The following is a 26,321-nucleotide window of genomic DNA, read 5'->3' as shown; positions in this document are numbered from 1 at the left end:
GATGTCGGGTAACGAGAGCTATCGCTAGCTCTCACCGTCGATTAACTCTCGCTAACGAGAGCCTTGTCTACTTCGCTTTATAGCTTTTAAACGTGCCGCCGCTTTGGGCTAATTTCACCAACAAATCACTTGGTTCAAGCCACATCTTTCCGTAATCACCCAATTGATCACGATAGGTAGTCAGCTTATCTAAAATAGTGCCTAGCCCTACTTCGTCGGCATATTGCATAGGGCCGCCGCGATACACAGGGAAGCCATAACCGTAAACATAAATCACATCGATATCGCTAGATTTAGCTGCAATGCCTTCTTCTAAGATGGCAGCACCTTCGTTGATCAATGAGTACATGACGCGTACTAGAATTTCCTCATCGCTAATGTCTGAACGCTGAACCACGCCTAAACGTTCTGCTTCTTGCTTGGCAATTTCTAGTACTTCTGGATCTGGGACAGGAACTCGACTCCCAGGTTCATAGTTGTAAGCTCCGCGTCCGGTTTTGAGTCCGTTGCGCCCCTTTTCTACCAAGCGATCTGCCACTGCACCGTAAGCGGGGTCGTGTGCAATGTGCTCTTGTCGAGACTGTCGTACATAGTAACCAATATCTAATCCAGCCATATCACCCATAGTGAACGGCCCCATTGGCATGCCAAACTCGGTTAAAACACGATCAACTTGCTCAGGTGTTGCTCCTTCAAGCAGTAAGCGGTTAGCTTCACGGCCGTAAGGCTCAATCATGCGGTTACCTACGAATCCGAAGCAAACGCCTACCAACACCGCTACTTTCTTGATGCGTTTAGCCATCTTCATGCAGGTTTTAATGACTTCAGCAGATGTCTTCTCTGCTTTAACCACTTCTAGCAGTCTCATCACATTCGCTGGCGAGAAGAAGTGAAGACCAATTACATCTTCAGGACGGGATGTGGCTGTCGCTATTTCGTCTATATCCAGTGTTGACGTATTTGAAGCCAAAATGGCGCCTGGCTTACACACTTTATCCAGCGTCGAGAATACGGTTTTCTTTACTTCCATCTTCTCGAAAACGGCTTCGATGACGAGATCAACATCAGCTAAGTCGTCATACGACGTAGTACCTGAAAGCAGTGCCATGCGGCTCTCTACCTGCTCTTGGGTTAACTTGCCTTTTTTCGCTGAGTTTTCGTAGTTCTTTCTAATAAGCGCTAATCCCTTCTCTAGCGCTTCTTCTTTGAGCTCAAGCATTGTGACTGGAATGCCGGCATTGGCGAAGTTCATAGCGATACCACCGCCCATTGTTCCGGCGCCGATAATCGCAACTTTATCAATGTTGCGCTCAGGAGTATTTTTGTCGAAATCGCTCACATGACCTGCTGCGCGTTCAGCAAAAAAGAAATGCTGCTGGGCACGCGCCTGTGGCGTATTCATACACTCCATGAAAAGCTTGCCTTCATTTTTAAGGCCATCTTCAAAAGCGAGCGTGTAAGCGCCGCGTACCGCTTCGATACATTTTAATGGAGCAAAGAAACCACGAGTCGCTTTTTTAGTTTGTGCAGTTACTGCATCAAACACCGCCTGCGTTTCGTCAGACATGGACAGCGTGATATCACTGGTGCGTTTAATCGCTTTATCTGGCGTTAATGCTTGTAAATACGCTTTTGTATCTTCAAGTAAATGCTCAGGCTTATCAGAAATTTTGTCGAAGACACCTGGAAGTTTGACCACCGACGTAGGCTTGCCTGTTACGATCATTTCTAACGATGTTTGTGCGTCGGCTAAACGAGGAAGGCGCTGAGTACCGCCTGCGCCCGGTAATATGCCTAGATTTACCTCTGGAAGACCCACCTTATTGTCGGCAAAGGTGATGCGATGATGGCAAGCTAACGCCACTTCTAAGCCACCGCCGAATGCTGGTCCAGGGAGAACAGCAACAACCGGCTTAGACGCATTTTCAATCTTGTCTAGTACCTCAGGCAGCATGGGAGACAAATCGCCACCAGAGAATTCGCTGATGTCAGCTCCACCCGAAAAAATAGGTAGTGAAGAAGTAATAACAATGGCACGTACGCTGTCGTCATCTAGTGCATTGTTTATGCCTTCTATCAACCCTACTCTGATAGCGCGTGACAGCGCATTAACGGGCGCACTTTGCATTGTCAGCGTGGCAACACCCTGTTGTACTGCATATTCTACGGCTTTATTTTCCATCTCAGTCATAACCATGTCCTGTTTATCACGTTAACTGGATGTTATTGCAGTGTTGTCAATCATCCAAGTTTATTGGTGTTATAGACATTTATCATAATATTTAATATTGACCGCCAGCCCCTTTGTGAATTCATTTCTCTGCGCAGAGCCTGTCCTACCTTGCCTAAGGTTTATTTGACAGAAAATAAAACCGGTGTTTTTGTTAATCAGGCAACACTTGTAATTACATTTTATTTACAAAAGGATGATTGGCTATGCAAGTGCTTAAAACACCGGAAAGCGCCTTCGACACGATCACTGACTTTCCCTACTCCCCCTGTTTCACTGAAGTAACAGACACAGTAAGCAGTGAAATAACAATGGCCCATTATCAATGTGGACCGAAAGATGGACATACCGTGCTATTAATACACGGCGAACCGACGTGGGCTTATTTATACCGCAAGATGATGCCCATATTGGCTGATGCGGGATTCAATGTCATCGCGCCGGATCTCATTGGTTTTGGGCGCTCAGATAAACCAGTAAGAAAGGAGGACTACTCCTACGCTCGTCATGTGATATGGCTAAAAGACTGGTTTTCACAGGCTACTAAAGGCCCCGTTACACTATTTTGTCAAGACTGGGGAGGTCTACTAGGCCTGCGACTTGTCGCCGATATGCCTGAGCGTTTTTCGGGTGTAATGGTGTCTAATACCGGTTTGCCCACTGGAGACCACCCGCCAAGTGATGCTTTCATCAAATGGCGCCGATTCTCACAGGATGTCGCCGTATTTCCCACATCTACGATCATTCAAAACGCCACAACCACTGTTCTAGATGAGGCGACGCTTGCTGCTTACGACGCCCCTTTTCCAGACGAAAGCTTTAAAGCAGGTGCACGTATGTTCCCTATTCTTGTTCCTACAAGCCCAGACAATGCTGAGGCACAGGCGAATAGACAGGCATGGGAAAAGCTAAAGCAATATAACAAACCTTTTGTTACGGCTTTCGGTGATAGCGACCCTGTCACTAAAGGTGGCGATAAGGTATTTCAAAAGCTCATTCCTGGCAGCAGCGGCATGGCTCATACCCTTGTAGAAAACGGTGGTCACTTTATCCAGGAAGACCAAGGGGAAATGCTAGCCAAATTACTCATTCAATTTATAAACCAAACGCAGCTGAAATAGCCACGTTTCAAAAAACATTAAACAGTTACCAATAGGAGATTACCATGGATGCTCTACTCGACTTTTCAGGGCAAGTTGTATTAATTACCGGCGCAGGCAGTGGCTTTGGCCGCTTGTTATCGCTAGGTCTTGCCAACCGAGGAGCAAAACTCGTTCTTTCAGACATTAACGAAACCGCCCTTGAGGAAACGAAAAAGGATGTAAAAGCACTCACTGATGTCGTGGTGCTAGCGGGTAATATTGCTAGCGAGTCGCTAAATAAGGCGCTGGTTGAAACAGCCATTGAAACCTTTGGCAAACTGGATATAGCCGTAAATAATGCAGGCATAGCGCATAACCCTGCACCAATTCATCAAATGACAGAGGAAATCATGGACTCGCAGTTCGCTGTGAATGTAAAAGGCGTTATGTTTGGAATGAAGTACCAAATACCCGTTATGCTTGCACAAAAGCAAGGGCACGTTTTAAATGTAAGCTCACTTGCAGGACTAGGTGGAGCCCCTAAAGGCGGTGCTTATGCTGCAGCAAAACACGCGGTTTCGGGGATAACCCGCACAGCCGCGGTGGAATACGGCCGAAAAAATGTTCGCGTTAATGCAATTTGCCCATTCTATAGTCCTACCAATATTTTGAACGTAGACGGGTACAACACCCCTGAAGCGCGCGAGCAACTAGGCATGGGAAGTCCTATGAAACGTCTAGGCGAACCGCAAGAAATCGTTAACACCATGATGCTGATGCTTTCCCCTGGCAACTCTTACATGAACGGGCAAACCATAGCAGTAGATGGTGGTGTTACAGCGTGGTAATTTTTATCTCGCAGTTTCGAAATACATGCAAAGGTATTTTTTGACATACCTTTGTATGACTCATCATGTTTCTCTTTCGTTCTACTTAAGGTGTAATGAAGAGGAACAAACAAAATCGATGAATGAGGCGAGTGCAACCGCCTCTGCAATCGAACCCCTATCAAGTAAAACCCAATAATTTTATTTAGCGATTAAGTTGAACAAAAAGAGAAAAATGTGATGAAAAAGCCAAGTAAAAACATTTTTTTAGCTACCACACTTTGTATAACCTATTCGTTGATTAACGTTAGTATTGCGCAAGAAGCCCAATCTACGCTTGTAAATATGAAGGAAGTGCCTTCTTCGCAACTATTAAAGAAGCAACGTCAAAATAAACCGCTAGCACTAAGCACGGTGAAGCGCGGTACTGATGTTTCGCTTCAAACCACCAAACAATCCAAAAGCCAATACCTTATTCATAGCGCACTGCCAAGTCACCGCTTCAGCGCTAAGTAATTTTTAGGCGAGTACTCGTCTATCAGGTTAATCCTTTATATAACGTCATTTCTTTGCGTTTATTATTCTTTTTTACTCAATCGCACACGCAGCAATAGTATTCTACGAATCAAATATTTATACCATTAATCCGCATAGATAAGTGCTAACCGCCGACATAGCGCTTTTGAAAAAATAACGCCCTCGTAACGACATTAGCGACATATGAGTTAATTATACTAATTGTGAATAGCGCGACACCTATTTGAAAACTACCTTCAAGATTACCACAGGTAGAAGAAGTCACAGGAAAGAGGTGAACATGCTTTTAAAACCAAAACACATCGCGTTATTGTTCACGCTGGCAATTGCAGTATCTGCAATGGGATAAGCACGAAGGCGTTTCAACATGGAAACGCCCTTCGAAAGCGCTCGTCAGTAGTAGTTTTTCTTGCTAGACGTGACGTAGGATTCTTTAGGTTAACGTTTAAAAAACTCAAAGCTTAGCGGATACACCCACAACTCTCCTTTGTTCGCTTTGACTGCTGCCACGATAGCAAAGACGATGTTCATTAATCCAAGAGCGATGAAGCCTAGGGCTCCTATGATAACCAGCGTCAAGACAAAACAAATAACAGAGTATATGAGCAAGCTTATTAACCAATTCGCTGTCACCCTGCCGTGCTGATTGATGTCTTCGTTTTGATCTTTGTGAGCAATCCATAGCACGATAGGCAATATGATACCTAAGCCAGGTATAATGAAACTGGATAACTGAGAAACATGAATGAGTGTACAGTAGCTTCGAGCGTTCAAGCCCCAGTAGAGTGGTTCTTCCGTTGACATAATGGTCCTTTTTATTGTGTTGGTTTGATTTGATAAATATGGGCGTTTTCAGTGTGACCGGCATCAAGCTTAACAGGAACAATGACCCGCTCATATTGAGCACCTTCAAACTCATCCAGCATGGCCCAGTTTTCGGCAAGTTGAGTAGACGTTAGCATCATGCCCTTCACCTCTTCTTTTGCTTCACTTAGATCAGAAATAACAATTCCTGGAAACCCCATAGTTGCTCCCCACCCTTGTTGAACTAAGTGCCCTTCTACCGTACCAGACTGCCACTGGCCATCAATATGAGCGACGATATGGTGATTTGGGCAATTAGGAGCAAGGCTTCCGTAGATAAACAACCTTTCTAAATCAGGTGTAGCAGACGTTACATTGTCATTGTTTTGCATTACTTTGACCCATTACTAAAAAACTTTTCGTCAGGTGTTGAGGCAAATTTAAAAACAGGCCCCAACCGTTCGCATTGCTAGTTATAAATTGCCTAAAAAAGCCAGTGCTTTTGTGAGAGTAATATCGAATTTGTTTTACAAAAGCAACACAGCGTTACACAATGCAAGAGCATGTCTATGTGAACGTCGATTCACGTAAAAAACACAATAATTAAAGGACAAAGTATGCTCAATCACAAACGTACTCTAATAGCAGCATTGGTAAGCGTTTCGCTTATGGGATGTGGCGAAAGTACAACACAAACAGAAACTAAACCACAACTCACTGCACAAGACGCAAAGCAGTTTTTAACACAGGCGCAAAATGATATTGCAAAAATGCAAGTTCCTGCCGCGCACGCCGAGTGGAGCTACGCCACGAATATCAATTTCGATACAGCAGCAGTCAGTGCTTATTTTAATGAAGTGCTTTCTACCAAGGTTGCAAAGTTAGCTAAAGAAGCGGCGAAATTTAACGATGTAGACGTAGATGCCGACACCCGCAGACAGCTTGATCTACTTAAAAACAGTTTAACAATGCCGCCGCCGGCAGATGCCAAAAAAGCAGAGCGGCTTGCGAAAATTGGTTCTGACTTAAGTGCCATGTACGGCTCTGGTGAGTATTGCAGCGAAGATGGTACGTGTAAAAGCTTGGTTGAAATGAGCTCGGAAATGGCCACCCTACGCGATGCTGACAAGCTATTAGAATATTGGACAGGCTGGCGTGAAGTATCTAAACCAATGGCAGGACTCTATGCAGAACAAGTATCGCTTACCAATGAAGGCGCTGCAGAGCTAGGTTTTGAAAACGTCAGCGCCTTGTGGCGTGGAAAGTACGATATGCCAGCAGATGAATTTCCCAAGGAATTGGATCGCTTATGGACGCAAGTAGAGCCTTTCTACGAGTCACTACATTGCCATGTGCGCGCTAAGCTAGGTGAACACTATGGCGAAGACGTAGTACCTCAAGACAAACCAATCCCAGCCCATTTATTAGGTAACATGTGGGCACAGTCGTGGGGGAATATTTACGATATCGTTAAACCTCAGCAAGAAATGAAAGTGCCTGATGTTACAGGCGCATTAGCTGAACAGGGCTATGACGAAATTGCCATGGTTAAACAAGCAGAGTCATTTTTCTCATCGCTTGGCTTTGAAGAACTTCCAGATACCTTTTGGGAACGCTCTATGTTTCAAAAGCCAGAAGACCGTGACGTTCAGTGTCATGCCTCTGCGTGGGATTTAGATGACAAAGACGATCTTCGTATAAAGATGTGTATTCAAAAGACTGGCGAAGAATTTAACGTTATTCACCACGAATTAGGTCACAACTACTATCAACGCGCTTATAAAGACCAACCACTTCTTTACCGTGGTTCGGCAAACGACGGCTTCCACGAGGCTATTGGCGACACCATCGCTTTATCAATAACACCTAAGTATCTTAAGCAAATCGAGTTAATTGATGAGATCCCAGACGCATCAAACGATATCGGTATGTTAATGCAAGTTGCGTTAGACAAGATTGCCTTCATTCCCTTTGGTCTGATGGTTGACCAATGGCGCTGGAAAGTGATGTCAGGTGAAGTAACACCTGAACAATACAATCAACTATGGTGGGAATTGAGAGAAAAGTATCAAGGTGTGATGGCCCCTGTTGAGCGCAGCGCTGACGCGTTTGATCCGGGTGCAAAATATCACGTGCCTGCTAACGTACCTTATACACGCTATTTCCTAGCGCATATCCTTCAATTCCAGTTCCATAAAGCACTGTGTGACATTGCAGGTGATGAGGGCCCGCTTAACCGTTGTTCTATCTACGGCAGTGAAGAAGCCGGTAAAGCACTTAACGAAATGCTAGAGATGGGTATGAGCCAACCTTGGCAAAATGCGTTAGAAACACTGACAGGCTCACCGCAAATGGATGCCAGTACTATCGCTGACTACTTTGCTCCACTAAAAACGTGGTTAGATGAGCAAAATGCTACACGCCAGTGTGGCTGGTAACTATATCCGTTATGATTAGCCACTGGCTAACATAATTGATGCAGTCCAAAAAGCCTCGAATTTCGAGGCTTTTTTGTTGAATTTAAAGTTTTGTACCATTGTAAGAGCGGTAGATTCGCGTAACGTTAGTGTATAAATTTCATGTGATTTTTGATTATATTATGCGCCCCCTGTTGGTACTTTCGCTTTTCATTTTTTTTGCTTCAACTTGCAGCCTACCTGCGCGCGCGCAACCTATTGCCCCAGCGTTTCATTCCTACAATATGGATAGTGGTATCGCCCACGTAACCATTTCAGATATTGCGGAAGATAAGTATGGTTTTCTGTGGTTGGCATCGCAGTCTGGTGTCGATAAATTTGACGGCTATACATTTCGAAACTTCGGCTTGTGGGGAGAAGACAAGTCAACAGGCCTCCAAACCCTGTTCGCCCTTCAGATAGAGGCAAGCTTAGATGGTCAATACCTGTGGGTGGGGACATACAGCGGGCTGAGCCGTATAGATGTTGATACTGAGTCGTTCAAGCACTACACGTTACCGGCGTCAGAGCCTTTCAATAAACAGGTAATTAATAGGATCAAGACCACCCACAATGGCCAGCTTTGGATAGTCTCTGAACGAAACCTTTACACATACTCTCCAGAATCAGACAGTGTAGAACTGGTTAGCTACCTTCCCAGTACCACCAGTACGCTGACAGACATAGAGCTTATCGGTAACACGCTTTATGTCACTTCCACCTCGGGCCTTTATAAACTTGACCCGTTTAAGAGGTCACTTGAGTTAGTGGCTTTTGAAAACACGAACTTTACTCGACTGGTGGCAGCAGAGAAATCTCGATTCTGGTTGGGTACCGCTACCCGCGGTGCATGTTTGTTCAACCCCGACGACCAAAGCACCACCATCGACAAAGGATGTACATCTGAAACTCACGGATTATCTGATAACTACGTTACAGACATCTTATTAAAGGACAACGGTGATATATGGGTTTCTACTCAGCGTGGGCTGAATATTTTAACGTCACATAACCCTAACTCTGTGCTGCGTGCACCGATTAACGAGAAAGATGCGGCCAAAGAGAGAATTTCAAGCCTTTATCAAACGAAAGCTGGGCTGGTTGTCGTTGGCACCACAGACGATGGGTTTGCGATTAGTAACCCTCTGCTTAGCAACTTCTACTCTCAGGAAATAGGCGCAGGACGTATAATCTCCTCTTTATCGAATTACAAAGATAACCAAGTATGGGTAGCGAACGAAAAGGGCCTTTGGCTTTACGACACGATAAGTAAAACTCAAGAAGGCCCATTTACTTCCCATGGTGCATTGGCGAGTAGCGAAGACACTAACGATAAGCTGTTGAGCGTGTTTTATCATACAAAGAGCGATGCCTTATGGGTAACCACACGCACAGGTCTTGCCAAACTGAACCCTCAGACCAGAAACCTAGAATTCGTTGCGCTGAATGGTAAGTCGGGTTACAGCATTAATATCGATGATGACGGAGACATTTGGTATGGCGGCTACAGCGATGGGCTATTTGTATATCGCCCCTCAGAAGATAGAGTGATAAAACAATGGCCATTGTCGCTGACAACGAGAATTGTTTTGGACGACAATGAAAACGCGTGGTTAAGTACGGTATCCGGTTTATTTGTTGCGAATAAACTGACTGGCGACTTAACCAGCGTCAGTGAGTTTACGGACAAGATTTCAGATCAAACTGTAGTGACGTGGATTTCTCAGTCAAAACGCGGTGGTTATTGGATTGGAACTCAAGCAGCTGGGCTCTTCTTTATGTCTAAAGAAGGCAGTGATTTATCAACGATTAAAGTGACACAAATTAAGCCTGAAAGTCGATTGAGCAATGTATCCATCGGGGCAATTGTTGAAGATGATGAATATGGGCTTTGGATCTCTACAATTAAAGGGATTGCGTATTTAGCACCTGACTTGTCTACCCTTTCTTATTTCGGTGCAGAAAACGGCGCACTGTCTTCGGGTTACTATATTGGCTCTGTCACTGTAACTGAAAATAACACAATATTGTTTGGTGGAACGGAAGGCGTAACACAATTTACTCCTTCACAAGTGGCAAATGTACAGTGGTCACCTGAAGTGCACCTCACAAACGTTGAAACGGTGAGTAGGAACGAGCAAAACGGGACAACCTATCAGCAAAGACAGCGCCTAGACGAGGTAATCGAACTTAAAGATAACGATATTGCGCTCACTATTGAATTTGCCGCCACTGATTATATGAATGCAAACGAACTTAGGTATGCCTATAAACTCGCAGACTTTGAGAACAGCTGGCGCTTTACTGACTACAAGACAAGAACGGCCACCTACACCAACTTGGACCCAGGACGCTACCGCTTCACTGTTAAAGCTATAAATCAAGAGAATGAATGGAGCACCAATGCAGCGCAACTTGAAATAGTTGTGGTTCCACCGTGGTGGGATAAGCCTATATGGCGTGTGACAATTACCCTGCTAGGCATGCTGTTGATTTCATCGATGGTGTGGCTGAGGATAGCGTCGTTGAAAAAGCGCTCCGCTGAACTCGCACTAAAAGTTGAGGAAAAAACCCGAGACCTAGAAGCGGTCGTAGAAAAGTTAACGCAGCTTTCAACTGAGGACGCATTGACGGGTCTCAAAAATCGTCGCTACTTTATACAAAGAGCCAAGGCAGCATGGCAAAATTATAAACGCCATAATCATACTTTCTCCTTGCTAATTGTTGATATTGATTTCTTTAAGCGTATTAACGATGAATACGGTCATCATGTGGGTGACACAGTACTGGTCAAAATCGCTCGGATCCTGGAAGATAGTTTAAGAGAAAGTGACGTTATTGCGCGATGGGGCGGTGAGGAATTTCTTATATTGCTGCCTTCATTAAAGGTTCAAGAAGCATTTTGGGTGGCAGAAAAGCTACGTAAAGCTGTCGCTGATTACGAAATCGATGCTCCCCCCTACTCGGTATCAGCTACCATAACCTGCGGTGTAGCAGATATACGAGATTACGATAGCGTCGAGGCTTGCATTCACGCTATCGATAAAAAGCTATATGTCGGAAAGGAATCAGGCCGAAATACGGTGATAAAATAGCCGCTGGCTGATTATCATACTCATTAGTTTCTCTCTCCCATTGCATTGCCGTTTAAACGGCAATGCATGCAGGCAAACGTTTTGTCATGCATTTTATCGCAGTAATTGATCGCTTTCCTTTTTACCCGCCTATGTATTGTGAATTCTTAAGTAGCTTAAGATGAGCGAAATCACCCACAAGGAGGATGAAAACATGGCAAATGTATTAGTAATCGGCGCATCAGGCCAAATTGGTAAGCAAGCAACAGTGAAATTGTTGGATGCCGGTCACAAAGTCGTAGCGCCAGTAAGAAGCCCAGACAAACTGTCAGATATCCAAAATGCCAACCTCACAGTGGTTGAGCAGGATCTAGAAAAAGATTTTTCAGCACACTTTGAAGGTGTGGACGTTGCGGTATTCACAGCAGGTTCAGGCGGTAGCACCGGCGCAGATAAAACACTTATGATTGATCTTTGGGCGGCCCGCAACGCGGTTAACTATGCAAAAGCGGCGGGTACACCCAAATTTGTTATGGTTAGTTCTATTGGTGCAGACGATCCTGACGCCGTGGAGTCAGCAATAAAACCATATTTGGTTGCCAAACACATGGCCGACGAGCATTTAATTAATAGCGGCTTACATCACGTAATTCTTCGACCTGGCACTTTATTAAATGAACCGGGCACGCATTTAGTACGAACCGATATGCCAAGCAATAGGGACGATGCTGTAATACCAAGAGAAGATGTAGCGACAGCTATTGTCGAAAGCGTTGCAAGAGAAAGTAATGCTGACTTGATCACTTATTTATTTAAAGGTGATACACCAATTTCCCATATTTTCTAGGTGAGCGACTTTTCTAGGTGATCGGCGCCCTCTCATTTGCCAATGCGTTATCGCGTCTATCCAAGCTAGAGAGGGCTTACTTTTTGCTTAGGTCGCCTGTTTGTATACTGCTGACTTAGGTGGTGCTCAGAATAGGCAGTATCACGCACTTAATATGTCCTACTTAGAGACTAGAGGTGGTTACCTACGGTATCAATGACTGGCTAACCCAGTTGCCATTTCCGTCTTTTTGATGCCACTCTCGACTTTGAGGGTTACCTCTCAAATTCAGGTAATCTACGCTATCGATAGCCAGCATGATCACGCAAAAGTGAGGTGGAACTACACCAAAGTCCCCTTCAACCTGAAGTGCCGAGCCATCGTTTCTTGGCGTGCCTGGCTCGCCCCATAAGAACTGCTTTTTGCCCGCATCTGACAATTTATTCCAGTGCTGAGTAACTAAGTCAGCATCTTGATGTAACGTTATTATTGTTGCAGTACAAGAGAAGCGATATTGCTCCCTGGTTTTAGAAAAATACCAACAAACCTGCGAGTGAGGATTCTGGCCAAGCTGGTCATACTTATCTGAGCGGGTGTCAGAAATAACCACCAGTTGGTTGTCGTCGGTGATCCCTCTAAAAACCACGGTACGGCAGTACGGTACACCACTACCGTCCACAGTAGCTAACTGAAAGTAACGACTTTCTGGCATACTGCGGGTTTGGTGAAGACTCTTTGTCAACCCTTGTCGCCACTGGGGCATAACCACCTCCGAGAGTAAAATCGCCTGGTTTACCGCTACGCGGCTTTCTTCTTCGCAGCTAAAGAAAACAGCGTGTAGAAGTTTTGCGTGGTAATTTCCGCTAATTCTTTTACCGTCACGCCTTTAAGCTCAGCAATAAATTCTGCCACTTCTACCACGTAACCTGGCTGGTTTTGTTTACCTCGATGAGGAACTGGCGCAAGCCATGGTGAGTCAGTTTCAATAAGTAGTCGCTCTAAAGGGATCGCTTTTACCACTTCACGCAATTCATCTGCTGAATTAAAGGTTACGATGCCTGAAATAGAGATATAGAAGTCCATCTCTATTGCTGCCAGCGCCATGTCTAATGATTCAGTAAAGCAATGCAAAACACCTTTAGTGTGCGCAGCTTTGTGTTGGCGGAGTAAGTTAATGGTGTCTTCCCTTGCATCCCGCGTATGAATAATTAACGGCTTTTTAGTTTCGTTAGCTACTTTGATGTGGTCGACGAAAGACGTTAGCTGGACTTCTTTACTTTCCGGACTATAAAAATAGTCCAGCCCAGTTTCGCCAATGGCTACCACTTCTTCACGCTGCGCCTTCTCTAACAGTTCTTCATAGCTACACGCTTCATCTTGATGTAGTGGGTGCACACCACAAGATACTGATACATCTTCAAACTGACTTACAGCTGCTAACATGCTGTCGTAATCACCAACAGATACGCACACACAAAGGAAGTGTTCAACACCTCGGGTTCTTGCGAAATTTAAGGTTTCAGCCAGCTCTTCTGGCCCTTGCTTAAGTCGGTCTAAGTGACAATGAGAATCTACGAACAAACTACACCTGTTTTAAAAAATTGCTGTCAGACAAAAGGGCTTCGACAAGCCAGCGTTTGCCTATTAACGTTGAAATTGCTTTAGTAACCCAAAAAGTACCATTGATTTGTTTACACCTGCGTGCTGCAGCGTTCTTACCGCATCAACACACGCTTCATAGCGTTTAAAATCAACAGCCTGTTGACGTTTTATGTATTCGTCATGGGCCATCTGTTGACACCACAATGCGATTTGAGGCGCATTGTCCTGCCACTTATTCGCAAGCGTTTGTACTTGCAAATTTGCATCGCCTGCTAAGAGCGCTTGCATACCATCGCTAAAATTGCGATAGCTAATGTCTTCTTCACCACTGAGAGCCTCTTCTACGCGAAGAGGGGCATAGCCATAAGCTGCCAATAGCGCTTCGCTTGCATCTTCTACTCCCTTAGCGTTTAAGTAGTTCAAACTGTCTGACACTGACGGGAGTGAGAGTATCTGCCGTTCACATCGACTTAATATGGTCGGCATAATTTTATTGATACTGTCAGTGATCAGCAGCAAGAAGGTATTATTTGTGGGTTCTTCTAAGGTTTTCAACAGTGCATTAGCTGCCGCTTCCGTCATGGTATCGGCACGGGGAATCAACAACACTTTATTGCCCCCCATTTGCGCAGTACCTGATAGCTTGCCAATGCCCTCGCGAATTTTATCCACACCTAACTGCTTTTCACTTTCTAAAACATGAAAGTCTGGGTGGTTTCCAGCTTGCCTCAAATGGCAACTTTGACACTGTTCACATGGCCCATCTATGCTTGGTTGCTTACACAATAACGTGCTGCTTAACCCTAGCGCGAGTTGGTATTTTCCAATCCCTTTCGGCCCTGTCAGCAGTAAACCGTGGTGAAGTTTTTTTGCCAAATAGCGCGACAGTAACGTCGAGAACGTTGCAGCAAACCAAGGCAGTACTTGCATTAGCCTTTCCCCTGCATACTTTCGTTTTGCGCTATGTCACTGCTTGCGCTGTTTATGGTCGTCACATAGTCGTTGATAATAGCAGTCACGTCTTGATGAACCTTTTCCATAGACTGCATCGCACTTACCACGACGATAGATTCATCTTGCTTAGCGAGCGACAAGTATTTAGCACGAGTTCGTTCGAAAAAGGCGAGCCCCGCTTGCTCAATGCGGTCAAGCTCCCCTCGCCCTCGGGCGCGCTCTAGTCCGACAGCTGGCTCGACATCTAGGTATAAGGTTAGGTCAGGCTTAAACCCTTTAAGCGCGATGTTGCTGATGGCCGTCATCGTTTTTTCACTGACGCCCCGACCACCGCCTTGATAGGCTTGAGATGACAGGTCGTGTCTGTCACCTACCACCCACGCACCAGCATCAAGTGATGGTAAGATCTTATTGGTCAGTAATTGCACACGCGCCGCATACATAAGAAGTAGTTCAGTCTCCTCACTCACGGTCTCATCCCAGTCGTGTTTTACACATTCTCGAATGGCTTCTGCCATCGGTGTGCCGCCTGGCTCACGAGTTTGCTCAACGCGCTTTCCTGCACCTTTTAATGCTTGAACAATCAGCCCAATCACTGAGCTTTTTCCTGCCCCTTCAAGGCCTTCAACTACAATAAACTTTCCGCGCATTACTTTTTAAACTCTGTTTTTATTTAGCTATAACGTATCGGTTGTCTGCATCAATACGGCTATCGTTTTAACTGGTATTTTCGCACAGCTGCATTGTGTTCAGCTAGTGTCGTAGAAAATTGATGGCTGCCATCGCCCTTCGCCACAAAATAGAGTGCATCCGTTGTCAGTGGGTGCAACGCAGCGTGAATGGCGGCCTTGCCTGCCATCGCGATAGGCGTAGGTGGGAGCCCTTTAATAACATAGGTATTGTAAGGCGTTGCTGTTCGCAAGTGCTTACGGGTAATGTTTCCGTCAAACGTAGGACCGATACCATAAATCACGGTGGGATCAGTTTGAAGACGCATATTTCTGTTTAGCCTATTGACGAAAACGCCTGAAATCATGTCACGTTCCGCAGGCACAGCCGTTTCTTTTTCAATGATACTCGCTAAGATAAGAGCCTCGTAAGGTGTGGCTAACGGCAGTTCGGCATCCCGTAATTCCCATTCGCTAGAGACAAAGTCAATTAGCGCGCGGTGTGCTCTTTTCAATACCTCGCTTGCGGTTGTGCCTTTGGTAAAGAAATACGTATCAGCCAAATATACGCCCTCTGTCTGCGAAACGTTTTCGCAACACCAATCTACACCATTATCCTGAGTGAGCTGGTTTAATTTCCCTTCGTTTAAATCAAACACCAAATCAGTGTTTTGTTTAAGCGCCTCAAGCCACTGTGCAAGGGTTAGGCCTTCGACTAAACTCACTGCGAAGAGATGCTCATCGCCCTCAGTAAACAAGGTAAACACATCTACTAGTGACTGCCCTGGGCGCAGCATGTAGGTGCCAGACTTAACAGACGTACTGCCTGCAAAGAATTTGAGCCACACCTTAGCAACAAAGGGCGACACATCGGTCATGCCTATTTTACGCATGTGTTTCACGGTACGATAAGCGTTACTGCCGCTCTCTATCGTAAATAAGGTTTCACTTTTTAATACTAGTTCATCGGTAACCTTGCTCGAGACATACATTACGCCAGAGGCTGCCCCAACAACGGCAAGCATGACAAGAGATAATAGAATAACAATTACCCGCTTCATGCTTGAACTTCCCCTTTCTTCATTGCTTTACATTCCATTTTATTTCTTTTTACTACTAATCTGGTGAAGCTCGTAAAACGTTGACGAACCCCGTTGTGAGAAGTGCGTTTTAGTTAATTTTGAAGCGCAGTCTGAAGCCGTGTCTTTAGCGCTACAATCGCATCGCTTCTTACATCAAAATCGACATAGGAGAAATCCGGCATTTGTATTTTCTGTACCGGCATTACGCCCATTAGTGCATTGGTAATTACCACTGCACTCGCTTTTCGCAAATAAGAAAGGTCATATTCCCCCACGTGAAGCGAACAATTGTCGTTTAACAGCGAATCAATAAGACACTGCCTGACTACGCCATTGACACCACTTCCTTTCAAAGACGGGGTATACCATTGTTCATTGAGGTAGAAAAATACATTGCCAGCACTCGCTTCAATAATGTTATCTTGGGTATCGCAAACAATAGCATCGTGTACGCCAGCGTCGTCTACTTCGTGCTTAATTAAGACTTGTTCTAGCCTGTTCATATGCTTTACACCCGCAAGCAATGGTTGAATGGCTAACCGCGTTTGAGCGCATATTACCGTTGCACCTTCATTCGCAAGACTATCGTAATGGACAGGGTAAGGGTGCTGGCTAAATCTGACTAATGCTTCACTGTCTTCGCTTCGCGCATACCCCCTTCCGGCTTGACCTCCCGACACGTGAACTTTTAGCACATATTTTGGAGAAGCGTTATCACCTGAACCGCTCTTTATCGTCTTAACCTGTTCAGCAATTGCGGCTTCAAGCGCGCGGATATCAATATTGAGCTTGATGGCTGCCGCATCGTGCTCTAAACGTGAAATATGATAAGGCAATAATTCTACTTGATGTTCACTTACCAACAATGTGGTAAACACACCGTCGCCATAATTAAACGCCCTGTCACTTGATGAAATAGGCGTAGCGCTAGGAATAATTCTCACTGCCTACTCTTGTTCGCCGTTATTGTGGTTGTTGGAAGTATACCAACTTGCGTTGGTCAGACAACGTCTAGCTGAATTGATTTGGCTGTAGCTGTGCTCAAAGAGACCTGAGTTTTATGATATTTACTGCGAGATTTAACTGTATAAACAACAAAAGGCAGCCGAAGCTGCCTTTTAAATATACGTGAAGTTCACTTAATCAGCGATAATTACGCTATATTAATTACGCCGTATTAGATACGCTTGAAAATCAATGAGCCGTTCGTACCGCCAAACCCGAATGAGTTACACAGTGCGTAGTCTTCATTGAATGCTTTTGCTTTGTGTGCAACAAAGTCTAAGTCGCAGCCTTCACCTGGTTCATCCAAATTAATGGTTGGCGGCGCCATTTTGTCACGCAGTGCCAAAATAGTGAAAATTGCCTCAACTGAACCGGCGGCCCCTAGCAAATGGCCCGTCATTGACTTGGTAGAGCTAACAAGTAGCTTGTGAGCATGGTCATTGAACACGCGTTTTACTGCTGCCACTTCGGCAATATCACCTGCAGGCGTAGACGTACCATGTGCGTTAACATAGCCGATTTCGCTTGCATCCAACTTCGCATCATTTATCGCGTTTTGCATAGACGCTGCCGCACCTTCACCATCTTCGGGTGGAGAAGTCATGTGGTATGCGTCGCCGCTCATGCCAAAACCAACCAGTTCTGCATAAATGGTCGCGCCACGCGCTTTTGCTGCTTCGTATTCTTCTAACATTACCACGCCAGCGCCCTCACCCATGACAAAACCATCACGGTCTTTATCCCATGGGCGGCTTGCTGCTTGTGGGTTGTCGTTTCGAGATGACAACGCACGTGCTGCGGCAAAACCAGCCATGCCTAGCGGAGTAATAGACGCTTCTGCGCCTCCGGCCAACATGGCATCAGCATCACCATAAGCAATTGTTCTTGCGGCAATACCAATGTTATGAACGCCTGTTGTACAAGCAGTCACAACGTTTAAATTCGGTCCTTTCAACCCTTCCATGATAGACAAAAAGCCAGAAATCATGTTGGTAATGGTTGAAGGTACAAAAAATGGCGATACGCGCTTAGGACCGCTATTTGTCAGTTTCAAATGGTTTTGTTCAATTTGTTCTAAACCACCAATACCTGAACCAATAGCTACACCTACACGATGCGCATTATCTTGTGAAACAGTTAAACCAGAATCGACCAAGGCTTGCTTGCCTGCTGCTATACCCAGCTGGATAAAGCGGTCCATTTTCTTGGTTTCTTTCTTTTCAATGTATTCCTGCGGATCAAAATCATTAATTTGACCTGCGAAACGGGTTGAATAGTTACTACAATCGAAATGGGTGATTTCACCGATGCCGCTTTCGCCCGCGAGCAATTTGCGCCATGTGTCTTCGCTATTAAGACCTAATGGTGAAAGCATTCCAAGACCAGTAACCACTACGCGACGTTTTGTCACAAAAAGCCCTCGCTTTGGAACTAAGGTAGGAGATACAAAAACGGCTCTGTTAGAAGAGCCGTTTTGTCGCTACTTAAGACTTAAGCGTCTTTGTTAGCGTTGATGTAATCAATTGCTGATTGAACAGTAGTAATTTTTTCTGCTTCTTCGTCAGGAATTTCAGTATCGAATTCTTCTTCCAAAGCCATTACTAGCTCAACAGTGTCAAGTGAATCAGCGCCTAAATCGTCAACGAATGAAGCTTCTGCTTTTACTTCTTCTTCTTTCACGCCAAGTTGTTCAACGATGATTTTCTTAACGCGTTCTTCAATGTTACTCATAATTCTAGGTTTCCCTTAAACGTCACTAGATAATAAAAGTGCCGCTAGTTTATTTTGCAAGGTGCATCCTTGCAAGCACCAGTTTAAACAAATTTTCTGGTCAAACCAGCGACATTCGAAATTCGTAAAATACTATTTTTACATCCAAGTTCGGGTAAATACCACCCCAAACTAAGGAAAATTCGCAATTTTTGCGAATTTACCCCATATACATACCACCATTTACATGGATAGTTTCGCCTGTAATATAGGCTGCACCATCGCTTACTAAAAAGGCAACAGTGGCTGCAATTTCATCAGGCTCGCCTAATCGGTTAGCCGGAATATCTTTGAAAATGGCTTCTTTTTGGTCATCGGTCAGCGCTTTTGTCATATCGGTATCGATAAAACCAGGCGCTACAACGTTGATGGTAATACCACGAGAAGCCACTTCACGCGCCATAGATTTAGAAAAACCAATGACCCCTGCTTTCGCTGCAGCGTAGTTTGCCTGTCCGGCATTACCTGCACTGCCCACCACTGAACCAATGTTCACGATGCGACCAAAACGCTTCTTCATCATACCGCGAAGTACCGCTTTTGACAGTGTGAAAATTGAGGTTAAGTTGGTGTCGATAATATCCTGCCACTCGTCATCTTTCATGCGCATTAGCAGATTATCACGTGTGATACCGGCATTATTGACCAAGATATCGATACCACCGTGTGCTTCATTAATCGCTTTAATCGTGGTATCTACGCTTTCTTTTTCGGTGACATTTAGCGCAAAGCCCTTGCCGCCGAATTCAGAAAGATAATCGCTAATTGCTTGTGCACCATTTTCACTGGTTGCTGTGCCGATAACCGTAGCACCTTGCTGTGCAAGCTGCGTAGCAATCGCTTTGCCTATACCTCGGCTTGCGCCGGTAACAAGCGCAATTTTACCGTCTAATTGACTCATTGCGTTTCCTTATTGTTTTAATGCTTCAACACCATCAGGTGTATTAACTGCAAGAGATTCTAGGCTCTTGTCGATACGTTTGTTCAATCCAGTAAGTACTTTACCAGGACCTACCTCAATAACGCGCTCAACGCCCGCTGCCGCCAAGTATTCAACAGTACGCGTCCATTGAACGGGGCAATATAGTTGTCTCACTAATGCGTTCTTGATTGCATCACCTTGGGTTTCAATAGTGACATCAACATTATTCACGATATTGATTGCAGGCTCATTAACGTTCAATGACGATAACGCGTCTTCTAACTTGTCTGCTGCAGGACGCATTAACTCACAGTGTGAAGGAACGCTCACCGCAAGAGGAAGTGCGCGCTTAGCGCCCGCTTCTTTACACGCATTAGCAGCTTGCTCGGCGGCGTTCTTTTCCCCTGCAATAACCACTTGGCCTGGAGAGTTGAAGTTAACTGGTGCAACCACATCGCCTGTAGCAATAGCAGTTTGCTGACAAATATCCGCAATGGCGGCATCGTCTAATCCGATAATGGCATACATGGCACCAGCACCTGCTGGTACAGCTTCTTGCATGTATTTACCACGGGCTTCCACAAGCTTGATAGCATCAGCAAAATCCATGGCGCCGCCACATACTAATGCTGAGTACTCGCCAAGGCTGTGACCCGCTAGGTAATCTACATCGATGCCCTGCTCGCGAATAACACGCCAAATTGCTACGCTAGCAGCAAGCAACGCTGGTTGAGTGATATGGGTTTCGTTAAGTTTACCGTCTGTATCATTTTGGACTAAATCCCACAGATCGTAGCCGAGCGCGTCAGAGGCTTCTTTAAACGTTGCTTCGATAATCGGAGAAGTCTCAGCAAGTTCCTTTAGCATACCTACGCTTTGAGAACCTTGTCCTGGAAATACACAGGCTGTCTTTGTCATGTCGATTCCTTATTATTTTTAATTTACTAGAAGCGAGAAAACGTCGGAGTTGGAGTGCCCCCTAACAAGGCAAATATCACCAAGGCAAATATCTGCAAGGCTAATAGCGTACAAGCGCCGATGCCCAAGCAAATCCGCCTCCGAAGGCTTCTAGTAATAAGTGCTGTCCGCGTTGAATGCGCCCGTCTCTGATAGCGGTATCAAGCGCTGTAGGCACAGTAGCAGCAGAGGTATTACCATACTGCTCTAACGTAAGCACTACTTGATCAAGAGACATATTCAGCTTTTTAGCTGTCGCTTTAATAATTCTAAAGTTTGCTTGGTGAGGTACTAACCAGTCAAGATCAGATTTTTGCATACCGTTGGCAGCAAGGGTTTGTTCTACCACTTCTGAAAGCTTGGTTACCGCAACCTTAAAGACTTCATTACCACGCATCACACCCCAGTTCTCGTGAACCGACTGCTCGTCACCACGGGTTGGATTACCCACGTACAGCAAATCGCCATGAGAGCCTGATGCGTTGATATGTGTGGAAAGAATGCCAGGTTCATCACTCGCTTCAATAATCGTTGCGCCTGCCGCATCGCCAAACAAGATAACCATGGTTCTGTCTTCAGGGTTTATCAAGCGGCTCAAACAGTCGGTACCGACTACAAGAATACGTTTCGCCATGCCAGACTTAATGTATTGATCAGCAACACTTAACGCGTAGCAGTAACCTGCACATGCAGCAGCTACGTCAAATGCAGGGATACCGTCAATATCAAGAATGCGTTGAATTTCACATGCTGTGCTTGGAAGCGCATAGCGACCACTCGTGGTGGCACACACAATCATGTCGATAGATTTCGGGTCAATGCCAGCCATCTCAATGGCTTTCTTACTGGCTTCTGCCCCCATGGTAGCAGCGGTTTCATCTGCTCCAATAATACGTCGCTCTTTTATCCCGGTACGGTCAGTGATCCATTCGTCACTGGTGTCCACCATTTGCTCTAAATCTGCGTTTGTACGCACGTCGCTGGGATAATAGCTACCTGTTCCTATAAAGCGTGAATATTTGCTCAAAGCTGCTCCAACAATACCGTTTCTATCTTTGTCTTTATCTTTTCAGGTAAATGCATCTTTGCTTCTTTCATTGCTTGCACGATGGCGTAATAAAAGGCGTCTTTTTGTGCATTTCCGTGACTCTTGATAACAATGCCGCGCAATCCTATCAGACTCGCACCGTTATACTGGTCGGGGTTCACGCTGTTATAGATAGATTTCAGTAATGGGAAGGCAATTTTTGCCAATAATCGGGTATAAAAGTTCTTCTGTGACTGGCGTTTTACTTCGTTTATCACTAACTTAGCCAGCCCTTCGCTCGATTTAAGCGCTACATTTCCAGTAAAACCGTCTGTTACCACTACATCGGCATGATCGGTGAAAATGTCGTCGCCTTCTACATAACCAATATAGTTTATACCTGGCGCATCTTTAAAAAGCTGGTCGGCAGATTTTACCTGTGCGTTACCTTTAATATCTTCTTCGCCTACGTTCAATAAGGCAACCCGTGGCGATGCTATGCCCGCCACCTCTTGCGCAAGCACTGAGCCCATAACGCCGTATTGGAAAAGAATTTCAGGCGTACAGTTCACGTTTGCGCCTAAATCTAAAAGAAATACGTTATGGTGCCCTGTTGTAGGCATCATATTAATGAGTGCGGGCCTATCAATGCCTGATAAGGTTTTAAGCAAATAGAACGATAAGGTAAGCAGTGCACCGGTATTACCTGCGCTTACGCACGCGTTTGCCTCGCCACTTTCGACAAGTTCAATAACGCGACGCATAGAAGAATCTTTCTTGTTTCGTAGCGCTGACGTTGGCGCTTCGCCCATCTCAACGATTTGTGAGCAATGCACAATAGTAACGCGGTTTCGTTCAGCGTTGGTAAGGGGCTGTATACCTGCTTTGATGGTATCTTCATCACCGCATAACGTGAAGTGCACGTCTGGGTGAAGTTGAATAGCCTTTACGGCTGCGGGAAGGATAACAGGGGGACCATGATCGCCCCCCATGATATCTAACGCGATGGTTAGTTTAGACAAAATGTAGTCGCCGTATTACGCGCCGATTACTTTCTTGCCTTTGTAATAACCGTCAGCGGTCACGTGGTGACGACGGTGAGTTTCGCCCGACGTTGAATCGACAGACAAAGTCGCGCCTGTCAATGCATCGTGTGAGCGACGCATACCGCGCTTAGAACGCGTTTTACGATTTTGTTGTACTGCCATAACTTACTCCTGGTCTCGCTTAAGTTCTTTCAAAACCGCGAAAGGGTTTTGTCGCTCTTGTTCCGGTTCAATCTTTCCAAACGACATATCGTCTTGCTTCACTGTACACTCCGACTCTGCATGAAGGGGCACAATTGGCAAAGATAACAGTAGCTCGTCTTCAAAAATTTGAAGCAGATTAACTTCTCCGTGGTCGTTGACCTCTACCGGTTCGTAAGCCTCGGGAATGATGTCATCGCTTTCCTGTTCGTCTCCCTGCACTGGAGTAAAACAGAATTCCGCTTCCACGGGATAATCGAGTTCACCATTACACCTTTGACAGATAAGTGTTACCTGCGTGGCTAGATGGCCGTGAAAGACAGTAAGACCCTGCGCGTCTTTTTCGAACTGTACTTCTGCGTCCACATAGTCATTGCATCGGACAACTGCTTCACTCAATCGTTCCATATCTTTAGACGCAATCACGCCCCGGTAATCGGAACGTTTCATGGCACTTTTAGTCGGTTCAACCGAATGAGGGAGTTTCACTTTCTGCATAGGGCGCGCATGATATAGGGTCAACCCCTTCCTGTCAAAGCAAAATTGCGTTTTAACCTACAATAAAACGCTGTATGTGGTACGCAGTGATAATGTAACATTGTACTACTAACTGAAAGTACGCAACATATTGATTTTATAAAAGGAGTAATTGTGGCCTCCCTTGTTCTTGCCTCATCATCGCAATACCGAAAAATGTTGCTCGCCAACATTGGTATTCAGGTAGACACCCACGCACCAGATATTGACGAAACGCCCTTTGCGAACGAAAGCCCTACTGCATTGAGTTTACGTTTAGCCGAACAAAAGGCGCACAAGGTTGCCGCTGAATTAGAAAAAGTAAATAACGACACCATTATTATAGGTAGTGATCAAGTAGCTTTGGTCCAAACCGATGCGGGCCCGCAGCTACTTGGCAAGCCTGGCACGTTTGAAAATGCAGTAAACCAGCTAATGGCATGCCAAGGTAAGCAAGTGTCATTTTATACTGCACTTTGCCTTCACCAACCTAGCGCCAATAAAACGATAACGCAGGTAGATGAAACACGCGTTTTCTTTCGGCATAACAGTGAAACTGCCATTCGCGCCTATGTAGATAAAGAGCAACCACTCGATTGCGCCGGCAGTTTTAAAAGCGAAGGTTTGGGTGTATTACTGTTCGATAAAATAGAAAGCCGCGACCCTAACAGTTTAATCGGTCTTCCGATAATGCTGCTAAATGAATTACTGAGCGCACACTTCGATGTCGATTTATTAGCAATGGCTGCACAGTAAGCCACTAATTCTGTCAGAGCAGTTGTATCAAAGCAGTGCTACAAACCAGCGCTATTTGAATAGCGCTGTTTCTAGTTCACTTATAGAGTGTACAAGTGCTACAGGTAACAACGCTTCTAAATGAACCTGCGCGTGAACGCCATATGACACACCTATCCTATCCATACCAATCGTTTTCGCCATTTGCATGTCGTAGGTTGTGTCACCAATCATCACGGCGTCTTCTATTTTTACACAAAGTTCATCAAGTAACTGTAGGAGCATGTCGGGCGAAGGCTTTGATTCTGCCTCATCGGCGGTACGTGACGCACTAAAGAAAGGTCCCGTCCCTGTTTGTGCCCACGCTCGATCAAGACCGCGGCGCGCTTTACCTGTCGCAACGGCCAATGTGCATCCCGCTTCTTTCAAATTGCTAAGTAACTGTTCAACGCCATCAAACAAAGGACACGGCGTTATATCGCGAGTGACAAATGCCTCTTTATAGGCGGCGACTAAACGCTCGGCTAACTCATCGTCTTTGATATTAAAAAGCTGTTTAATGGCAGGCTTTAAACTTATACCAATAATGTGACCTACTTCGTCGTAGGTAGGAACAGGCATATCACACTGCTTTGCAGCAAGCTGCATGCAGCTAACAATTTTTGCCGCCGAATCCATGAGCGTGCCATCCCAATCGAAGATAACAAGTTTGTACTTAGGCAGTGTTTTATCTAACGAAATGAAAGGCTGTGTTTCCACAGCCTGTTTTTTTGAATGCATAACTTACAGCGCTTTAAGTGTATTTGAGAGAGTGTCGTCTAATGGCGCGGTAAATGTTACGCGCTCTTCAGTCGCTGGGTGCAGCAGTGAAATACTGCGAGCGTGAAGGAACAGTCTGTTCAGTCCTTTTTGGCGCATTGCCGCGTCGAAATCCGCATCACCGTATTTTGGGTCACAAGCAATAGGATGACCCGCATGCAAACAGTGAACGCGAATTTGGTGGGTTCTACCTGTAATAGGCGACGCTTCAACCAAGGTTGCACCCGCGTATTCCTCTAATATGCGATAGCGAGTTTCTGACGGTTTACCATCGTCGCTTACACTTACCATGCGCTCACCCGATTGCAGCACATTTTTACGAAGCGGCGCTTTAACTTTAAATCGGGTTTTAGGCCACTCACCTGCAACTAGCGCATTATATCGCTTGTCCATTTTGCCAGTGCGAAGCTGCTCATGCATGTGGCGAAGGGCAGAACGTTTTTTAGCAATTAAAATGCAGCCCGACGTGTCACGGTCTAATCGGTGTACCAATTCCATAAATTTGGCATCGGGACGCAAGGCTCTTAAGCCTTCGATTAAACCAAAACTCAAGCCACTTCCTCCGTGAACTGCCATTCCCGATGGCTTGTTGATAACAAGTATACGGTCGTCCTCGAAAAGGATATGCGACTCTAATGATGCAATTTTATCGAGCTTTGGCGATGGCGCAGGCGCACCTTCCGACACGCGAACCGGTGGAATTCTGATTAAATCGTCGGCTTGTAACTTATATTCAGGCTTAACACGACCTTTATTCACCCGCACTTCACCTTTGCGTAAAATGCGATAAATCATGCTTTTCGGCACACCTTTTAGCTGGGTGCGCAAAAAATTATCGATACGTTGACCAGCCAAGTCGGCTTCAACCGTTACAAAACGTACTTTTTGGGGAGCTTCTTCTTTCATAGAAGCATTATACCCTATTGCAAAGTGCCCAACATACTGAAAGTTACGTTTTACTAAATAATTATTATATCAGCGCTTAGCTAGGACTTAGAAAACCCACCTTTGCGCATACTTTTTATCCAAAGCGCATGTTTTCTGTATTTAACATCTCAATTTATGGGATTTATTCATTCGCTTTCCTTGCTAAAATTTGACTTTTAGTGCGATAATTATCGATGTTTTTAACACGATTAAATTCACGTAAAAAGAAAGGTGTGGAACAGGCATTTCGTTGC

General features: G+C 45.2%; 26 protein-coding genes. 7 read left to right on the top strand and 19 right to left on the bottom strand.

Annotated elements, in window-relative coordinates; all coding sequences use genetic code 11:
- Nucleotides 1-67 precede the first annotated feature (67 nt).
- A complete protein-coding gene (locus QME20_RS01210) occupies nucleotides 68-2,191 on the bottom strand; it encodes a 3-hydroxyacyl-CoA dehydrogenase NAD-binding domain-containing protein (RefSeq protein WP_014949230.1) in 2,124 nt (707 codons plus the stop codon).
- Nucleotides 2,192-2,436: 245 nt separating this feature from the next.
- Here QME20_RS01210 and QME20_RS01205 point away from each other — a divergent pair, with 245 nt between their 5' ends.
- The 3 genes from QME20_RS01205 to QME20_RS01195 all read left to right on the top strand — a co-directional run bounded on the left by QME20_RS01205 (nucleotide 2,437) and on the right by QME20_RS01195 (nucleotide 4,655).
- On the top strand, nucleotides 2,437-3,351 hold the full coding sequence (locus QME20_RS01205; RefSeq protein WP_014949229.1) for a haloalkane dehalogenase: 915 nt from the start codon (nucleotides 2,437-2,439) through the stop codon (nucleotides 3,349-3,351).
- 44 nt (nucleotides 3,352-3,395) lie between these two features.
- Nucleotides 3,396-4,160, top strand: a complete 765-nt coding sequence (locus QME20_RS01200) for a glucose 1-dehydrogenase (RefSeq protein WP_014949228.1) — start codon at nucleotides 3,396-3,398, stop codon at nucleotides 4,158-4,160.
- A 219-nt stretch (nucleotides 4,161-4,379) separates the two neighbouring features.
- On the top strand, nucleotides 4,380-4,655 hold the full coding sequence (locus tag QME20_RS01195; RefSeq protein ID WP_014949227.1) for a hypothetical protein: 276 nt from the start codon (nucleotides 4,380-4,382) through the stop codon (nucleotides 4,653-4,655).
- 459 nt (nucleotides 4,656-5,114) lie between these two features.
- Here QME20_RS01195 and QME20_RS01190 read toward each other — a convergent pair whose 3' ends face one another.
- Together QME20_RS01190 and QME20_RS01185 are read right to left on the bottom strand one after the other, a co-directional pair.
- Nucleotides 5,115-5,480: a DUF4870 domain-containing protein gene (locus tag QME20_RS01190; protein ID WP_075176436.1), complete on the bottom strand. Its 366-nt coding sequence runs from the start codon at nucleotides 5,478-5,480 to the stop codon at nucleotides 5,115-5,117.
- An 11-nt stretch (nucleotides 5,481-5,491) separates the two neighbouring features.
- Nucleotides 5,492-5,872 carry a gamma-glutamylcyclotransferase family protein gene (locus tag QME20_RS01185; protein WP_281715285.1) on the bottom strand — a complete coding sequence of 127 codons (381 nt, stop codon included), beginning with the start codon at nucleotides 5,870-5,872 and terminating at the stop codon, nucleotides 5,492-5,494.
- Between the two features lie 225 nt (nucleotides 5,873-6,097).
- On the opposite strand from QME20_RS01185, the gene QME20_RS01180 reads away from it, so the two are divergent.
- The 3 genes from QME20_RS01180 (at nucleotide 6,098) to QME20_RS01170 (ending at nucleotide 11,857) form a co-directional block, all read left to right on the top strand.
- Nucleotides 6,098-7,918 (top strand): M2 family metallopeptidase, encoded by a 1,821-nt coding sequence (locus tag QME20_RS01180; protein ID WP_281715284.1) that lies wholly within the window; start codon nucleotides 6,098-6,100, stop codon nucleotides 7,916-7,918.
- A 263-nt stretch (nucleotides 7,919-8,181) separates the two neighbouring features.
- Complete coding sequence (locus QME20_RS01175; RefSeq protein ID WP_281715283.1) at nucleotides 8,182-11,031, top strand: ligand-binding sensor domain-containing diguanylate cyclase; 2,850 nt, start codon at nucleotides 8,182-8,184, stop codon at nucleotides 11,029-11,031.
- Between the two features lie 193 nt (nucleotides 11,032-11,224).
- Nucleotides 11,225-11,857 (top strand): SDR family oxidoreductase, encoded by a 633-nt coding sequence (locus tag QME20_RS01170; protein WP_014949222.1) that lies wholly within the window; start codon nucleotides 11,225-11,227, stop codon nucleotides 11,855-11,857.
- A gap of 184 nt (nucleotides 11,858-12,041) precedes the next feature.
- On the opposite strand, the gene QME20_RS01165 is transcribed toward QME20_RS01170, so the two are convergent.
- The 14 genes from QME20_RS01165 to yceD all read right to left on the bottom strand — a co-directional run bounded on the left by QME20_RS01165 (nucleotide 12,042) and on the right by yceD (nucleotide 23,568).
- Nucleotides 12,042-12,599: a pyridoxamine 5'-phosphate oxidase family protein gene (locus QME20_RS01165; RefSeq protein ID WP_156086316.1), complete on the bottom strand. Its 558-nt coding sequence runs from the start codon at nucleotides 12,597-12,599 to the stop codon at nucleotides 12,042-12,044.
- 35 nt (nucleotides 12,600-12,634) lie between these two features.
- Entirely contained in the window at nucleotides 12,635-13,417 is a 783-nt protein-coding gene (locus tag QME20_RS01160) for a TatD family hydrolase (RefSeq protein WP_014979120.1), read from the bottom strand.
- 63 nt (nucleotides 13,418-13,480) lie between these two features.
- Nucleotides 13,481-14,368, bottom strand: a complete 888-nt coding sequence (locus tag QME20_RS01155) for a DNA polymerase III subunit delta' (protein WP_168463428.1) — start codon at nucleotides 14,366-14,368, stop codon at nucleotides 13,481-13,483.
- Nucleotides 14,368-15,042 carry a dTMP kinase gene (gene tmk, locus QME20_RS01150; RefSeq protein ID WP_281715282.1) on the bottom strand — a complete coding sequence of 225 codons (675 nt, stop codon included), beginning with the start codon at nucleotides 15,040-15,042 and terminating at the stop codon, nucleotides 14,368-14,370. Before tmk ends, QME20_RS01155 begins: the two co-directional genes overlap by 1 nt.
- A 59-nt stretch (nucleotides 15,043-15,101) precedes the next feature.
- Nucleotides 15,102-16,121 carry an endolytic transglycosylase MltG gene (mltG, locus tag QME20_RS01145; RefSeq protein WP_049588747.1) on the bottom strand — a complete coding sequence of 340 codons (1,020 nt, stop codon included), beginning with the start codon at nucleotides 16,119-16,121 and terminating at the stop codon, nucleotides 15,102-15,104.
- Between the two features lie 113 nt (nucleotides 16,122-16,234).
- Nucleotides 16,235-17,086: an aminodeoxychorismate lyase gene (gene pabC, locus QME20_RS01140; protein ID WP_014949216.1), complete on the bottom strand. Its 852-nt coding sequence runs from the start codon at nucleotides 17,084-17,086 to the stop codon at nucleotides 16,235-16,237.
- Nucleotides 17,087-17,319: 233 nt separating this feature from the next.
- On the bottom strand, nucleotides 17,320-18,558 hold the full coding sequence (gene fabF, locus QME20_RS01135) for a beta-ketoacyl-ACP synthase II (protein ID WP_049588746.1): 1,239 nt from the start codon (nucleotides 18,556-18,558) through the stop codon (nucleotides 17,320-17,322).
- An 80-nt stretch (nucleotides 18,559-18,638) separates the two neighbouring features.
- Nucleotides 18,639-18,878, bottom strand: coding sequence for an acyl carrier protein (gene acpP, locus QME20_RS01130; protein ID WP_012518211.1), 240 nt, complete (start codon nucleotides 18,876-18,878; stop codon nucleotides 18,639-18,641).
- A gap of 199 nt (nucleotides 18,879-19,077) precedes the next feature.
- Nucleotides 19,078-19,818, bottom strand: coding sequence for a 3-oxoacyl-ACP reductase FabG (gene fabG / locus QME20_RS01125; protein ID WP_187447457.1), 741 nt, complete (start codon nucleotides 19,816-19,818; stop codon nucleotides 19,078-19,080).
- Nucleotides 19,819-19,827: 9 nt separating this feature from the next.
- Nucleotides 19,828-20,757 carry an ACP S-malonyltransferase gene (gene fabD, locus QME20_RS01120; protein ID WP_014949213.1) on the bottom strand — a complete coding sequence of 310 codons (930 nt, stop codon included), beginning with the start codon at nucleotides 20,755-20,757 and terminating at the stop codon, nucleotides 19,828-19,830.
- 100 nt (nucleotides 20,758-20,857) lie between these two features.
- Nucleotides 20,858-21,823 carry a beta-ketoacyl-ACP synthase III gene (locus tag QME20_RS01115; RefSeq protein ID WP_014949212.1) on the bottom strand — a complete coding sequence of 322 codons (966 nt, stop codon included), beginning with the start codon at nucleotides 21,821-21,823 and terminating at the stop codon, nucleotides 20,858-20,860.
- Nucleotides 21,820-22,845: a phosphate acyltransferase PlsX gene (gene plsX, locus QME20_RS01110; RefSeq protein WP_049588744.1), complete on the bottom strand. Its 1,026-nt coding sequence runs from the start codon at nucleotides 22,843-22,845 to the stop codon at nucleotides 21,820-21,822. The genes QME20_RS01115 and plsX overlap by 4 nt, the downstream gene beginning before the upstream one ends.
- Before the next feature lie 15 nt (nucleotides 22,846-22,860).
- Nucleotides 22,861-23,031 carry a 50S ribosomal protein L32 gene (gene rpmF / locus QME20_RS01105; RefSeq protein ID WP_012518206.1) on the bottom strand — a complete coding sequence of 57 codons (171 nt, stop codon included), beginning with the start codon at nucleotides 23,029-23,031 and terminating at the stop codon, nucleotides 22,861-22,863.
- A 3-nt stretch (nucleotides 23,032-23,034) separates the two neighbouring features.
- Entirely contained in the window at nucleotides 23,035-23,568 is a 534-nt protein-coding gene (gene yceD / locus QME20_RS01100) for a 23S rRNA accumulation protein YceD (protein WP_049588743.1), read from the bottom strand.
- A gap of 153 nt (nucleotides 23,569-23,721) precedes the next feature.
- On the opposite strand from yceD, the gene QME20_RS01095 reads away from it, so the two are divergent.
- On the top strand, nucleotides 23,722-24,342 hold the full coding sequence (locus QME20_RS01095) for a nucleoside triphosphate pyrophosphatase (protein ID WP_049588742.1): 621 nt from the start codon (nucleotides 23,722-23,724) through the stop codon (nucleotides 24,340-24,342).
- Nucleotides 24,343-24,393: 51 nt separating this feature from the next.
- On the opposite strand, the gene QME20_RS01090 is transcribed toward QME20_RS01095, so the two are convergent.
- Together QME20_RS01090 and rluC are read right to left on the bottom strand one after the other, a co-directional pair.
- On the bottom strand, nucleotides 24,394-25,101 hold the full coding sequence (locus tag QME20_RS01090) for an HAD-IA family hydrolase (protein ID WP_049588741.1): 708 nt from the start codon (nucleotides 25,099-25,101) through the stop codon (nucleotides 24,394-24,396).
- 3 nt (nucleotides 25,102-25,104) lie between these two features.
- Nucleotides 25,105-26,046, bottom strand: coding sequence for a 23S rRNA pseudouridine(955/2504/2580) synthase RluC (rluC, locus tag QME20_RS01085; protein ID WP_014979112.1), 942 nt, complete (start codon nucleotides 26,044-26,046; stop codon nucleotides 25,105-25,107).
- Between the last annotated feature and the right edge of the window lie 275 nt (nucleotides 26,047-26,321).

It is taken from the genome of Alteromonas sp. CyTr2 (assembly GCF_947311905.1).
Classification (GTDB): Bacteria; Pseudomonadota; Gammaproteobacteria; order Enterobacterales; family Alteromonadaceae; genus Alteromonas; species Alteromonas macleodii.
This window is presented reverse-complemented; position numbering and strand designations above follow the sequence as displayed.

Bases quoted from the DNA above. Each gene is read 5' to 3' on its own strand.
- QME20_RS01210 (WP_014949230.1), bottom strand. From the start codon at position 2,191: ATGACTGAGATGGAAAATAAAGCCGTAGAATATGCAGTACAACAGGGT.
- QME20_RS01205 (WP_014949229.1), top strand. From the start codon at position 2,437: ATGCAAGTGCTTAAAACACCGGAAAGCGCCTTCGACACGATCACTGAC.
- QME20_RS01200 (WP_014949228.1), top strand. From the start codon at position 3,396: ATGGATGCTCTACTCGACTTTTCAGGGCAAGTTGTATTAATTACCGGC.
- QME20_RS01195 (WP_014949227.1), top strand. From the start codon at position 4,380: ATGAAAAAGCCAAGTAAAAACATTTTTTTAGCTACCACACTTTGTATA.
- QME20_RS01190 (WP_075176436.1), bottom strand. From the start codon at position 5,480: ATGTCAACGGAAGAACCACTCTACTGGGGCTTGAACGCTCGAAGCTAC.
- QME20_RS01185 (WP_281715285.1), bottom strand. From the start codon at position 5,872: ATGCAAAACAATGACAATGTAACGTCTGCTACACCTGATTTAGAAAGG.
- QME20_RS01180 (WP_281715284.1), top strand. From the start codon at position 6,098: ATGCTCAATCACAAACGTACTCTAATAGCAGCATTGGTAAGCGTTTCG.
- QME20_RS01175 (WP_281715283.1), top strand. From the start codon at position 8,182: ATGGATAGTGGTATCGCCCACGTAACCATTTCAGATATTGCGGAAGAT.
- QME20_RS01170 (WP_014949222.1), top strand. From the start codon at position 11,225: ATGGCAAATGTATTAGTAATCGGCGCATCAGGCCAAATTGGTAAGCAA.
- QME20_RS01165 (WP_156086316.1), bottom strand. From the start codon at position 12,599: ATGCCCCAGTGGCGACAAGGGTTGACAAAGAGTCTTCACCAAACCCGC.
- QME20_RS01155 (WP_168463428.1), bottom strand. From the start codon at position 14,368: ATGCAAGTACTGCCTTGGTTTGCTGCAACGTTCTCGACGTTACTGTCG.
- tmk (WP_281715282.1), bottom strand. From the start codon at position 15,042: ATGCGCGGAAAGTTTATTGTAGTTGAAGGCCTTGAAGGGGCAGGAAAA.
- mltG (WP_049588747.1), bottom strand. From the start codon at position 16,121: ATGAAGCGGGTAATTGTTATTCTATTATCTCTTGTCATGCTTGCCGTT.
- acpP (WP_012518211.1), bottom strand. From the start codon at position 18,878: ATGAGTAACATTGAAGAACGCGTTAAGAAAATCATCGTTGAACAACTT.
- fabG (WP_187447457.1), bottom strand. From the start codon at position 19,818: ATGAGTCAATTAGACGGTAAAATTGCGCTTGTTACCGGCGCAAGCCGA.
- fabD (WP_014949213.1), bottom strand. From the start codon at position 20,757: ATGACAAAGACAGCCTGTGTATTTCCAGGACAAGGTTCTCAAAGCGTA.
- rpmF (WP_012518206.1), bottom strand. From the start codon at position 23,031: ATGGCAGTACAACAAAATCGTAAAACGCGTTCTAAGCGCGGTATGCGT.
- yceD (WP_049588743.1), bottom strand. From the start codon at position 23,568: ATGCAGAAAGTGAAACTCCCTCATTCGGTTGAACCGACTAAAAGTGCC.
- QME20_RS01090 (WP_049588741.1), bottom strand. From the start codon at position 25,101: ATGCATTCAAAAAAACAGGCTGTGGAAACACAGCCTTTCATTTCGTTA.
- rluC (WP_014979112.1), bottom strand. From the start codon at position 26,046: ATGAAAGAAGAAGCTCCCCAAAAAGTACGTTTTGTAACGGTTGAAGCC.